This window comes from Patescibacteria group bacterium (assembly GCA_028707495.1).
In the GTDB taxonomy this organism is placed as follows: Bacteria; Patescibacteriota; Patescibacteriia; order UBA2591; family JAQWAS01; genus JAQWAS01.
In genome coordinates, this window is the sequence record JAQWAS010000002.1 from 78,889 (window position 1) to 91,842 (window position 12,954).

11 protein-coding genes are annotated in these 12,954 nt (G+C 28.1%); all 11 read right to left on the minus strand.

Features of this window, described 5'->3' with window-relative positions:
- Positions 1–756: 756 nt before the first annotated feature.
- The 11 genes from PHS07_01240 to prfB all read right to left on the minus strand — a co-directional run bounded on the left by PHS07_01240 (position 757) and on the right by prfB (position 12,953).
- Positions 757–1,017, minus strand: coding sequence for a GIY-YIG nuclease family protein (locus tag PHS07_01240; protein MDD4606952.1), 261 nt, complete (start codon positions 1,015–1,017; stop codon positions 757–759).
- A gap of 11 nt (positions 1,018–1,028) precedes the next feature.
- Complete coding sequence (locus PHS07_01245; protein ID MDD4606953.1) at positions 1,029–3,950, minus strand: hypothetical protein; 2,922 nt, start codon at positions 3,948–3,950, stop codon at positions 1,029–1,031.
- Positions 3,940–5,010: a hypothetical protein gene (locus PHS07_01250; GenBank protein MDD4606954.1), complete on the minus strand. Its 1,071-nt coding sequence runs from the start codon at positions 5,008–5,010 to the stop codon at positions 3,940–3,942. Before PHS07_01250 ends, PHS07_01245 begins: the two co-directional genes overlap by 11 nt.
- Positions 5,007–5,681 (minus strand): class I SAM-dependent methyltransferase, encoded by a 675-nt coding sequence (locus PHS07_01255; protein ID MDD4606955.1) that lies wholly within the window; start codon positions 5,679–5,681, stop codon positions 5,007–5,009. The genes PHS07_01250 and PHS07_01255 overlap by 4 nt, the downstream gene beginning before the upstream one ends.
- Positions 5,675–6,685 carry a glycosyltransferase family 2 protein gene (locus PHS07_01260; protein ID MDD4606956.1) on the minus strand — a complete coding sequence of 337 codons (1,011 nt, stop codon included), beginning with the start codon at positions 6,683–6,685 and terminating at the stop codon, positions 5,675–5,677. The genes PHS07_01255 and PHS07_01260 overlap by 7 nt, the downstream gene beginning before the upstream one ends.
- Positions 6,682–7,380 (minus strand): class I SAM-dependent methyltransferase, encoded by a 699-nt coding sequence (locus tag PHS07_01265; GenBank protein MDD4606957.1) that lies wholly within the window; start codon positions 7,378–7,380, stop codon positions 6,682–6,684. The genes PHS07_01260 and PHS07_01265 overlap by 4 nt, the downstream gene beginning before the upstream one ends.
- A gap of 3 nt (positions 7,381–7,383) precedes the next feature.
- Positions 7,384–8,193, minus strand: a complete 810-nt coding sequence (locus PHS07_01270) for a glycosyltransferase (protein ID MDD4606958.1) — start codon at positions 8,191–8,193, stop codon at positions 7,384–7,386.
- A 242-nt stretch (positions 8,194–8,435) separates the two neighbouring features.
- The gene (locus tag PHS07_01275; GenBank protein ID MDD4606959.1) at positions 8,436–9,617 is read right to left on the minus strand and encodes a glycosyltransferase family 4 protein; all 1,182 of its coding nucleotides are present in this window, start codon (positions 9,615–9,617) and stop codon (positions 8,436–8,438) included.
- Positions 9,618–9,619: 2 nt separating this feature from the next.
- Positions 9,620–10,567: a glycosyltransferase family 2 protein gene (locus tag PHS07_01280; protein ID MDD4606960.1), complete on the minus strand. Its 948-nt coding sequence runs from the start codon at positions 10,565–10,567 to the stop codon at positions 9,620–9,622.
- Between the two features lie 11 nt (positions 10,568–10,578).
- A complete protein-coding gene (locus PHS07_01285) occupies positions 10,579–11,859 on the minus strand; it encodes an oligosaccharide flippase family protein (GenBank protein ID MDD4606961.1) in 1,281 nt (426 codons plus the stop codon).
- Positions 11,852–12,953, minus strand: a protein-coding gene (gene prfB / locus PHS07_01290) for a peptide chain release factor 2 (protein ID MDD4606962.1) whose coding sequence is annotated in 2 segments (ribosomal slippage) — positions 11,852–12,886 and positions 12,888–12,953 — 1,101 coding nt in all. Because the reading frame shifts where the segments join, the coding sequence is not laid out codon by codon here. Before prfB ends, PHS07_01285 begins: the two co-directional genes overlap by 8 nt.
- Position 12,954: the final 1 nt, after the last annotated feature.

Below are 12,954 nucleotides of genomic sequence, written 5' to 3' on the forward strand. Positions count from 1 at the left end.
TGTCATCCTGAATTTATTTCAGGATCTGTAGTCAAGATAAACGTATTAATTAAAAAAATGTTTTAAGCGTTAACAGATGCTGAAACGAGTTCAGCATGACACTACGGTAGGATCTGTTGGCGCTCACGGAGTTGTCATCCTAAATCCCCTGTTGTCATCCTGAATTTATTTCAGAGCCTGCCCTGAATTCAGTTCAGGGATCTGTTGGCGCTCACTCCGTTTATTTAAATGAAACGTTCGACTTGATCACAGATGCTGAAACGAGTTCAGCATGACACTCACTTCACGCTTTCAATCTTGGCGACTCTTGTTAGTTAAAATATAAACGTAATTTTGTTTTTTAGAAGTCATAAGGATATTTTTACGAGATTGCTTCGTCCCTCTCCTTTAGTAAAAGAAGAGGGCTCGCAATGACCCTGAAAAAGTGTCATTGCGAAAGAATCCACCGAATTGGCGATGACGCCTGCCCGCCGACCGGCAGAAACGCAATCCCGTCTCCGAGGTGTCATTGCGAGGGAGCCCACCAAGTCGGCGGGCGACGAAGCAATCCCGTTCCCAAAGTGTCATTGCGAGGAGGAGTCTGCCGACTCGGCAGACGACGACGCGGCAATCCCGTAAATCAACGCCTCACACTTTCAACCCCAACAACCTTTCTTTTTCTCCAATCATACACCAAATACCCGATACACCCGATTAAAGTTATGCCCGAGATAAACAGGCCGATGTAGAAAAATTTCTGGGGCTCACCCCCGAAATTTATAAATTATTATAAAAATTATTTAATCTTTTATTAACGTATTTATATCCCCACTGACCTTTTAAATATTTTTCTCTCATAAAAGCGTCTTTCTTGTTGAGACAAGCTTCGTAATAAATTAATTTTAAAGGTCTTCTGTTTTTAGTAGAAAAAACTAATCCACTATTATGTTCTGCATAACGTCTTTGTAAATTATCTGTGCAACCAATATATCTTTGCTTATCCTTATCGCTCAATAAAACATATACATAATAAAACATGAAAAAATAATTTATAAATTTCTTGAAATTTTTCTTTTTCTAAAATCATACACCAAATACCCGATGCACCCGATTAAAGTTATGCCCGAGACAAACAGGCCGATGTAGAAAAATTTCTGGGGCTCAAACTCTAAAATAATCTGAAAATCATAACTCCCATCAGGATTGGTTTTAAAATCTAAATTTTGAGATTTAAGCTGATCAATATCAATCCACCAGGCGTTGGCATAACCATTAATTAAAAAATGTTCATCACTAAATAAATCTTTTTTAAACCAATTTTCGTAAAATTTTCCCTCTGATAAATTATTGTTTTGAGTTGTTCCAGCTATTTCATTGCTAACGAATTTATCATTTGTTATTTTTTGTTCATCTGATAACCTTGGATAAATTTTCCATCCATCATGAAAACTTTCCAAAAAAGCTAAAGGAAAAGACTCTGTCATGTTTTTGACATTAACAATATATTTAACCGGATTAACTTTATTAAATTCAATCTTTGGCAATACGGTTACCTGTGATAAATTAGTTGCTCGTAAAATTATATCTCCAGGATTAACAACAGAAATTTGTGAATTATTATTAAAAACTTTCACATTATAATTTCCTTCGTTTAATTTAAGACTACCCATTGATCGCCAATTTTCCTCTATATCAACAAGTCCACCTGTCACCTCTTTATCCCCGATCTTAATGATTAAATTTTTATTATTGTTCAAAACGCTTCCCTTTTTAACAAAAACTTTATATTCGTTTTCACTTGGTATATTAATTAAGTATTCATCACCCAAAACAACCCTATTTTCTATTAAATCAAGCTCTTTTTCATATTCCTTTTTTATCTTTTCATCTTCCGTTTGTTCTATAAGTAATCTAATTTTTTCGACACTAACTTCGTCAACACTTATGGGGATAAAAATATCATTAACTTTTTCTTTTATAAAATTGTTTTCCAAAAATGAATTCTTAAATAAAATTCCATTTCTAATATTATAATCATTAAAAGAAATTACTTCTTCAAAATTACTAAAATCTCCCTTAATATAATTTAATTTTTGAGGAACATAAATATGGGGTAAAAAATAATTATCATCAAATTCATAAATCTGCCATTCTCCAAATGTTTTTTCTAATTTTACTGGCAAATTATCAATTAAATTTTTATATCTAATTTCTCCATCTAAAGGATAAATCCAAATATATTTTTCTCTTATTTGATCAAAGTCATATTCATGCTCATTATAAATTTCGGAATTATAAACAAGATATTTAATATTTAATATTCCCAAAAAATTACTAATTAAATTATAATTATTTCTTTCAAACATTATTTTAACATCTTTTGATAAATCAAAACGTAAACTCCTAAAAGAAGTTTTACCATTAAAATCATCTTTTCCCGTCAATACTTTTATAGGAGAGCCTCCTATAAAAAGCCCTTCTTGATTCTGATCATTAATTATAGACCAACCACCCGTAGTAAAAGGAATCGTAACAACTCTTCCTTCTCTTTCTATTTTTTCTAAATATCTAATTGTAGATTTAAATTCATTATTAAAAGAAGTATTAAAATTAAAACCATTTAGATTTTCTGATAAAATCGAACGATTATTAGCATAGCCCCAAAAAAACGGAACACCCTGTATAAATAATACTAAAAATATTATTCCACCTAAAAAACATTTGATCCATTTTCTTTTTATGATTTCAAATAATATATAAAAACCAAGACCAAAGCCAATAGAATAAAATAAACCATAAGCAAACACGGATTTGTGCCAAAAGTTTCTTAAAGAAACAAAACCAGGAATATGCATTATTAACCAGAAAAATATTTTTTTACCCCAGGGCCCAATATTTATTGTCATTAAAAACAAAATTATTAAAAAAACAATTGATGTCATTAATAAATATTTTTTTTCTTTAAAGAAATATTTATTTTTAATAAAAATACCAATAAAAATAATTATTGGGAAAAGTATACTTATATTTATAAAATTAAAATATTCTTTTGAAACCATGCCCCAAAACCCATCTATGTCACCAAAATTATCGCTTGATGTTCCACAGAAATGTTTTATTAAACTAATTTTAGGCAATACCCATTCTATTGTTTGCATTGCATTATCTTTACTGTCTGTAGCCAAAGAAACTGACACCTGATGATTTTCATAAAATGAGGAATGAATAAAGGGTATTAACCAAAAAGAATTTAACAAAAAAATTAATAAAAAATAAAAAATAAAAAATTTTATAATACTTTTCCTTTTATTTTTAATTAGTAAAAAATAAAAAATAAAAAATAAAAAATACCCGATAAAAAAGGGTATTAAAAATGGAATAGAAAACAATGCGATACTAAAAATTAAACTACACCCAGCACCTATAAATAAATATATTATTTTATCATTTTTAACGGCTTTTAAAAAGAATAAAAAAATCAAAGGACAAAGCGATAGACAATAAAAACCTTTTAAGGCGTTTGGCCAAATTAGAGAATAAAACAGAGGAAAAGAAATATAATATAACCCTGCACATATTTGAATAAAAAATTTACCCTTTTTATTAGTTTCTATTAATTCATCTAAGATTTTATAAATTGATAAAAAAGATATTACAATAATTAATCCATAAATTATTTTTTGTAAATTTATAAAGGGTAACAAAAATTTTAAACATACCGTAATTATATTAAAAGGTAAATAAAAATATTGTGGGTTATAATTTTTAAATCCACCCGATAAACCATTATTAAACCAAGAATACAAAGAAACATTTTTAATCCAATGTACAGGAGAATACGTATAAAGTCTTGAATCGTCTCCGCCCAAATTATATAAACTATTTTTACTCCAAAAAAATGGTAAAAAAAATAAAATAATTAAAATTATTACTAAAAAAAAATTTTTATTTAAAAAATTTTTATATTTCATCTAAATAATCAATAAATTTAAAAGGATTATCACTTTTAAACAAATAACAGTCGGAATTTTCTATGACATTTTTAATATTTTTTTCTTCTTCTTGAATAATTTTATTTATATTTATATTCACATTAAAATATGACATAGCTCTTAAAAAAGTATCATGAAAATATGTAAACTCTCCCCTATTAAGTATTAAAATTTTTCTTAGGCATTCTCTTTTGTCTAATTTTTTAATACCATTTCCCCCTTTTTCCAAAATGATTATTTTTTTAATATTAACTCTTTTCATTACTTTATTGCTATTAATAAAATTATCAAATCTTTCTGAGGAAGGTACTTTTTTAAATTTAAATATTTTAAATAAACTTAAAAATAATTTTAGAATATCGATAATCTCATCCAGTATTTTTTTATTTTTTTTAATAATTCTATCTTTCCTTTCGAAATTTTCATAACAAGACCTATAAGATATTAAAGGAGCAGAATAGGCATAATTATCTTTTAATACAACCATATCTTCTGATATAAATTTATAACCTCTTTTAATACTTAAAAATGATGTTAGACTCTTGCCTGTATTTGAACTTGCGACTATTAATATCCCATCATTATCCCTAGATATGCAAGAACAGTGCAACACTGAACATCCTATTTCTGCTAAAGAAAAAATTGCAGAATTTTGTAAATGCCCTCCGGGAGGATACATTCTATCAATCCTAAATGGACAATATTTTATATAGTTTTTATTGCAAATAAACTCAAAATTATTACCAATCTTATTTATTAATAATTGAAATTTAATTTTATTAGAAAATATTTTTTCATAGAAAACCTTAGGTATATTATCCTCTCCCCAAAAATTTTCTAATTTTTTATTGAGTTCTTTGGGTTTATCAATATATTTTACAACCTTAAAAGTTAAATTTACTTCCGTATCTTCTTCATAAGTTTTATGCATAAAAGCACCTAAAGAAAAATAAGGAATAAAATCAATTACATTAGTCTTTAATCCTAATAATTTAGGGATAATTACATATCTTTTATTTTTTTCTTTTAAATATTTCATTTTTGAGCAATTATAAAATAAGTAGAATTAAAATACGGTAAATTAATTTTTATGGGAATAACGAAACTAAACTTTTTAGAATATCTATAAAAAAACGGTAAAAAAAGAACCTGCTTTATTTTAATTTTATTTTTTTGAAAACCCGCTTTTTGTAAAATATTAGCCCAATCCTGTGCCGATTTTACATTTATATGTCCGTTTATATCAACAAATTTTTTATATGGAGGGGGGGTCGAACAAACCAAAATTCCATTTAACAAAAGCTTGTCATACATATTTTTCAGTGCCAAAATAGGACTATGCAGATGTTCTAAAACTTCAAATGAAAAAATATAATTAAACTTTTCATTAATTAAAATTTCTTTTTGCACATCAAAATTATAAAATTTAATTTTTGGATGTTCTTTTTTTGCAACACTTAAAATATATTTAGAAAAATCTGAAGCATAAACATTAAAATTATGATTATATAAAATAGAGGAGAATGCTCCAATCGCACAACCAACCTCTAATACTTTACTACCTTTACCATCTCGCAAATCAATAAACCTATTAAGATATTTAAACCAACCCCAAAACCAATTAATGTTACGCTTAATTTCATAATTTGTATTTTTTTTCAAATTTTTATAATAATTATTAAAATATTCTTTTTTATAAATATCTACCATCTCTTTAAATATAAAAATAAATTTTTAAGATTCTTTTTAAGTGAAAATTGATTATTATTTATATTAAAAATAGTCTTATCATTTATTATTCTAATTTTTTGTTGTATATATTTTCTTTTTTGAAAATTATTTCTAATATTTATTATATTCCATTTTATAGCTTTAATTATTGCCCAACCATTTTTGGTCCTTCCTTTAATAAAAAACAAGAAGCTTATTATAACACATAAAAATAAATGAAGTGGTAAAATAAAAATTAAATTTTTAATTCCTAGATTTTTAATTAAAGTACAAATTCTGTTTTTAAAAGAATGATAATCAATAAAAGGAGATGGTAAATTACGACTAGTCAATCCCATGTCATGATAAATTATTGATTGAGGTAAAAAAATAGTTTTACAGCCAGCCAGCCATGACCTCCAACAAAAATCTGTTTCTTCAAAATAAGCAAAATAATCATCATCAAATAAATTAATTTTTTCTATTAATTCTCTTTTTATAAGCATACAGGCTCCCTTAGCACTAAAAATTTCTTTTTCTTTGTTGTACTGTCCTCTATCTTTTTCTAAAAAACCAACATGTTGTAAAAAACCAGTTTTATTTAAAAAAGATCCAGTACAATCAAGTAAGCCATCTTCTTTTGTTAGATATATTTTAGGCTGAACAACCCCAACATCTTTATTTTTATTTAAAAAAGCTACTAAAACCTCCAAAAAATCTTTAGTCACAATTGTATCGTTATTTAAAAGCAAAATATAATCTCCTGTAGAATTCTGATATCCAATATTATTTCCACCCACAAAGCCTAAATTTTCTTTATTAATTATTATTTTAACTTCTGGATAAAACCTCTTTATTAATTCAACCGAGCCATCTATAGAGGCATTATCAACAAAAATAATCTCAATATTTTTATAATTTTGCTCATGCAAAGAATCAAAACATTTTTTAATCCATTTCTTACCATTATAATTAACAATTATTATTGAGACTTTTTTATTCATTTTTTTATTAATATAATTTCCCAATTATAATAACCTAATATTGGTATTTGAATTTTTCTTAAAATTTTAAAAAACTTATTATCATAGAAATTTCTATTATTAATTCCAAATCTTTTAATGAAAAAATCTATAATTGGAAATTTTAAAATTGTTTTTTTATTCTCTAATAATTTAAATTTACTTCGACTAAACAAATTTAACAATTCGCTGTCTTTTTTATATTCCCTTAAATGTGTAGGATCTATTACCCATTTTTTATTATTTCTATAAAAATACCACCCATACCGTTTCTTAAAAACAGTCGCAATATATATAATCCCATTACTTTTAACTATTCGGTTTATATTATTTATCATTCTTTTGTCATTGACGTGTTCAATGACCTGAGTTGATACAAAAAAATCAATACTATTATTTTTTATTGTTTTCATTTCTTCTGCATCATCTATGTTCGCAATAATATTTTGATTTATTTTTTTAACTAATTCTATTCTATTTTTTGACAAATCTATCGCAAAAATATTTTTATTATCAAAAAATTTATTTATTTTTAAAGCATACAACAAAGATCCATCGCCGCAACCACAATCTAAATAATTTTGCCAATTTATTTTTTTTAGATATTTTTTTAATAATTCTGGAATTTTATCAGAATAAAACTGAGGAGCTATTTTTGCATATTTTTCTATATTCATGTTTTATTTTTTACCAATTATATACCCCAACCCTCCAAATCCAAATTTACAAAAATTATAAATTATAAATCCGGTTCCGAGAATTGGATGTTTTATAAATTTTTGCCAATTTTTAAAATAAACATTTCTAAAAAAACCTAATTGTTTTTTTGACTCATCTTGATTATTTTCTTTATAATTCACAAAGTCCTTGCCATAAATATAATACTTTTTCATGTGTTTCCAAAATTTCTTTGGCTCGCCCAAATGCAACGCTTCTGCCTCTATAAATCCGGTTTTATAATTATTCCTATTTAATTTATTTTGAAAATCATAATCCTCGCCAGCGGTTATTTTTCCATTAAACCCCCCTATTTTTTGATAAACTTCTTTTTTTACGAACCTGGCTGATGAATGCGTAATATCATATTTATACATATCAACTTCAAATTTTCTAATTTTTGCTATCCACGAAATTCTCACATCTGGAGAATTATGCACCACCACAGCCTCAAAACCTTCGGCTACCTTTTCAACGCATTGTTTTACAACATCTTTATCTAAAATAAAATCTGAATCAACTTTATAGACATATTCACCATTGGATTTTTCTACTCCAAAATTAACTTGCGCCGATCTCTCTGGACCCTGATTAAAAACCTTGTCAGTATATCTTTGAGCGATTTCTTTAGTCTTATCTTTTGAATTATTATCAACCACTATAATTTCAATATTTTTATAACTCTGTTGTTGAATTGACTCCAAACATTGGTTAATAAATTGCTCAGAATTGTAGGTTGGCACAATTATTGAAACTAGTGGCTTATTCTCCATATTTTAAAATTATAATGATTTTGTTTAAAATTATTCCTAAAAAACGGAACTATATGAAACATTATAACACTTTATAAACGACGAGATAACATATAGCTAAATATATTTTTCTAAAAATATTAATAAAATCTATATATTTCATTTCTTTTTTTTATAAATTTTTATAATAATATGAAATAGATTATATATTTAATATATCAAATATCTATCAGATATACCATTAAAATAAATAATTTTAAAAATTATCTAGAGTTTAGAGCTTTTTTAAAATCCCGATAACTTTTTTCAAAATTAATCTCCCGACTCCACTGCCAACCATTTTTTCTTAATCTGTCGTATTCTGTTTTATTTTCTAACAATTTAATTATATTTTCTGCTAAATTCTGGGGTGTATTCTGTTGACAAACTAAACCGGTTTGTTGATTTTTAACACTATCTCTTAAACCATCAACATTGTAAACCACGGCTGGCGTGCCCTGTGAATTGGCCTCGGTGACTATTAAACCCCAACCCTCTTTAACCGATGTCACACAAATTAAATGTGATTTTTGCATTAATTCAATCTTTTTTTCTTTTGAAACTCGGCCGAGACATTTTATTGATTCTTTAAATTTTGATTGCTGAATATATTTTAAAACTTTTTGACCGTATTTATCTTGACTATCGCCAGCTATAATTAATTGTAAATCTGGTTTTTCTTTTTTAGCTATTTCAAAAGCTTTCACTATGTGCAAAGTTCTTTTCATGGCTCGCAAACTTCCTAAGCTTAAAATACTCGGCTGATCAAACTTAACATTCTCCCACCCCCTCTCAATCTCCCCTTCAGGCAGGGGGAGAATTTCTATTCCTTCGCTGATAATTTTAATATCATCTTTTTTAAATCCATATTTTAATAAATCGTTTTGCGTGCTTTGAGAAACTGTAATTACCTCTCGATCATTTAATAACCAAAGATAAATTGGTTCTAATAAATATCCAATTAAATTTAATGGAAACCATATCTGATAAAACCAAATTTGTCGACACAGTTGGTGAATAAACAGGATAACTTTCGAATTTTTTTTCTGGATTCCCGCCTCCCTCCGATTCGGCGGGCAGGACGCGGGAATGACGCGAGGAGAAACATAAAACTTAGCTAAAAATGGAATAGTATTAATCTCATCAATCACTAAATCCGGCCAATCTTTTGAATTTTTTTTATAATATTTATATGCTTGCCAATAAACCGTCCAACGACCACCCAAACGAATTATTTTATAACCATCAATAATTTCTTCCTTTGCGCATCCATCAAACCCCCCAACTATAAAAATAACCTCGTGTCCATCCTGTGCTAATCGCTTGGCTAATTCTTGATTAACTACCTCGGCCCCGCCAGCTAAAGGATTTTTTAAGTCTTTCCATGTTAACCACAAAATTTTCATTTTTATTCTTTAAAACCTTGTTTATCTTTTAAAATATATAATGGTCGATTCATAATTTCTTTATGAATACAACCCACATATAAAGCAATTAAACCCAAGCACGACAAAACCACCCCAATTAAAAAAATGTTTAAAACTGCTAACTGAGCTACATAAGAAAAAACCATTGATTGTGGACTAATAATATATTGAACAATAATTATATATAAACCCAACAGTCCGGAAGTTATAACAATAAAAGTCCCTAAATAACCAGCTAATTTAAGAGGAAATAAGCTATACGTCACAAAAGATGATAAAGCTAATTTAATTAATTTAGGAAAACTATAAGTCGCTTTACCAAATTTTCTTTCATTAGCTGTAAAATAGACATAGTCTTTATCAAAACCCAACCAGTCAATTAAACCCCGTGTCATTCTGTCTCGTTCAGTAAATTTTTTGAATTCTCTAACCACTTTTTGATCTAATAAACGATAATCGGTTGCTCGTGGAGTAATTTTGTTGCGACCAATCTGATTCATAATTTTATAGAAAAAGAATGAGCCAATTTTTTTTGTCCAACCCTCACCTTTGTTCTTTTTTCTAATGCCAATAACTATATCTGCGCCATCGTGCCACTTTTGTAAAAACTCTGGAATTAATTCCGGCGGATGCTGTAAATCAGCATCAATCATTATAACCGCATCGCCTTGGGTATAATGTAAACCAGCTGTTAGAGCAATTTCTTTGCCAAAATTACGACTGAGTTGTAAAAATTTAACCTTATAATCTTGTTGATAAATTTTTTTTATTTCATGGCTACTTTGATCTTGACTGCCATCATCAATAAAAATAATTTCATATTGGTATTTATCTTGTAAATTTTTAAAAACCTGAATTATAGCCTGATAAATCAGCTCCACATTTTGCTCTTCATTATAAATTGGAATAACTAAAGAAATTAATTGCATACTTTTATTAACTATAAATCATTATAAACTAACAATTCTTTGACTCTCTTTATTTTACCTCTTGAATAAATAATCAACAAGTTAATTAAAATAATGGCCATACTGGCATTCATCACCCACACAATTTGCCACAAATTTTCGTGCCAGATAAAAATACCTGCGACTTGGCATAAAATTCCAACTAAAAGCACATAAATATATTTAACTGAGTAAATTGATAATAAATATCGACTCAAAGTATTAATTAATGAATATAACAACATCGAAATCGCAAACCAGCCTAAATACGGAGCCATATTTAAAAATTTATTACCAACTAAAATCTTAATAATTAAATTAGGTAAAATAAAATAACCCAAAACTCCCAATAAACCCATGCCTAGGGTCAAACCAATAGTTTGTTTGAAAATAGCATAATGCTTCTCTCCTCGAGTATGAGCGTGCGCCACCATTGGAAACATCACGGTGGCCATTGGTCCGGCTATAAAAATTATAATATGGCCAATCAAAGCTAAGGCACTATATTGCCCAGCAATTTCGGGGCTAAAAAAATGTTTAACTAAAACTACATCTAAATTGTATAATAAGGTAGTAAATAAAACCGTCCAAAAAACCGGCCAGATATATTTAAAAATTTCTTTAGTATTAATGTCCGTTGTTTGTGTCTTTTTAAATAAAAATTTTAATGGCATAAAAGTAATTAAATAACCAATTATGCCCGATAAAACAATTGCGCCCAAAACTCCATTTACCCGCAAGCTTAATTTAACTAAAATAACCGCTAAAATCACTTTACTAGCGACGGTTAACAAATTAATTAAAGTAATAGATTTAAATTTTTGCAAACCCTGTAAAACACCGTGATTGATAGAATTAAAAAAAGCTAAAAGCACACTCAACGACAAAATTAAAATTGGAACGCTTGAATTGATTTGTAAAAAATCAGCCAAATGCGGACTAGCAATAATAATTATCGAAATTAAAACCAAGGCTATTAAACCAAATAATTTAACTGATTTAATAAATAAAGTATAAATTTTGTTAATATTTTCTTCAGCTTTAAAATTAGCTACATATTTAACAATTAGTGTTAATAATGCTCCCGAAGGAATACTGAAAATCGCCGTTAAAGCAATTAAAGACTGCAACTCGCCATAGACTTGAACATCTAACATGCGCGCCATTAAAAAATGAAAAATATAATTACCTAGATTGACTGCAAAACTACCCACAAAAAAAATACCACTATTCACAACTAATTTATTATTTTTTATTTTTTCAAATCTAGTCATTTTTTTTTCTTAAATTACTTTCAATAATTTTATCTAAATCACCGCCTAAAACTCCTTCGACATCTGAAGTTTCATAATTAGTCCGATGATCTTTAACTAATTGATAAGGGTGTAAGACATAAGAACGAATTTGATTGCCCCATTCAGCTGATTTAAATTCTCCACGCAATTTTCTTTTTTCCTCATCTTCTTGGGTTTGATAATATTGATAAAGCTTTGATTTTAAAATTTTGAAAGCGGTTTCTTTGTTTTGAGATTGCGACCGTTCACTTTGACAAGAGGCTGATATTTTAGTTGGTAAATGTGTTATGCGCACGGCTGTCTCATTTTTTTGCATACCTTGACCGCCGGGACCAGATGACAAAAAAGTATCAATGCGTAAATCTTTGTCTTGAAGTTGAATTTCTTTTTCATCAATTTCATCCATCTCTGGCAAAACCTCTATCAAGGCAAAAGAGGTATGACGCATTTTCTCAGCGTCAAAAGGTGAGATGCGCACTAAACGATGGACCCCGGCTTCATTTTTTAACCAGCCATAAGCATAATTACCTTTAATTTCAATTTGTACGCTTTTAAAACCGGCCTGACTGCCAACCGATTGATCGATAATTTTAGTTTGCCAACCTTGACTCTCAGTATAGCGTAAATACATTCTCAGCAACATAGCTACCCAATCTTGGGCATCATCACCACCGGCACCAGCATGCAAGGTCATTACGGCATTATATTTGTCATATTCGCCCGATAATAAAACAAAAAATTCGAGTTGTTCGAACTTTTGAACCAGTTTATTTAATTTTGTTTCAATTTCCTGACGTAAATTAACATCTTGATCCTCTTTGTCTAGTTGCGTTATTTCTAATAAATCTTGGGTCTCTTTTTTTATTTTTTGCCAATCTTCAATTATTTGCTTTAAATCAGCTGCTTGTTGACTAATTTGAGTTGCCTTAACCCTGTCCTGCCAAAAATTCGGCTGACTCATTTGTTTTTCTAATTGAATTAAATTATTTTCTTTTTGAGCAAGGTCAAAGAAACCTCCATGTGCGGGAAATCCGAGATTGAAGCTCCTCAATTTGATTGATTAAGTCTTGCATA

What these genes read in the sequence shown, in the direction of transcription:
- PHS07_01240 (MDD4606952.1), bottom strand. Translation starts at nt 1,017, where the DNA reads ATGTTTTATTATGTATATGTTTTATTGAGCGATAAGGATAAGCAAAGA.
- PHS07_01245 (MDD4606953.1), bottom strand. Translation starts at nt 3,950, where the DNA reads ATGAAATATAAAAATTTTTTAAATAAAAATTTTTTTTTAGTAATAATT.
- PHS07_01250 (MDD4606954.1), bottom strand. Translation starts at nt 5,010, where the DNA reads ATGAAATATTTAAAAGAAAAAAATAAAAGATATGTAATTATCCCTAAA.
- PHS07_01255 (MDD4606955.1), bottom strand. Translation starts at nt 5,681, where the DNA reads ATGGTAGATATTTATAAAAAAGAATATTTTAATAATTATTATAAAAAT.
- PHS07_01260 (MDD4606956.1), bottom strand. Translation starts at nt 6,685, where the DNA reads ATGAATAAAAAAGTCTCAATAATAATTGTTAATTATAATGGTAAGAAA.
- PHS07_01265 (MDD4606957.1), bottom strand. Translation starts at nt 7,380, where the DNA reads ATGAATATAGAAAAATATGCAAAAATAGCTCCTCAGTTTTATTCTGAT.
- PHS07_01270 (MDD4606958.1), bottom strand. Translation starts at nt 8,193, where the DNA reads ATGGAGAATAAGCCACTAGTTTCAATAATTGTGCCAACCTACAATTCT.
- PHS07_01275 (MDD4606959.1), bottom strand. Translation starts at nt 9,617, where the DNA reads ATGAAAATTTTGTGGTTAACATGGAAAGACTTAAAAAATCCTTTAGCT.
- PHS07_01280 (MDD4606960.1), bottom strand. Translation starts at nt 10,567, where the DNA reads ATGCAATTAATTTCTTTAGTTATTCCAATTTATAATGAAGAGCAAAAT.
- PHS07_01285 (MDD4606961.1), bottom strand. Translation starts at nt 11,859, where the DNA reads ATGACTAGATTTGAAAAAATAAAAAATAATAAATTAGTTGTGAATAGT.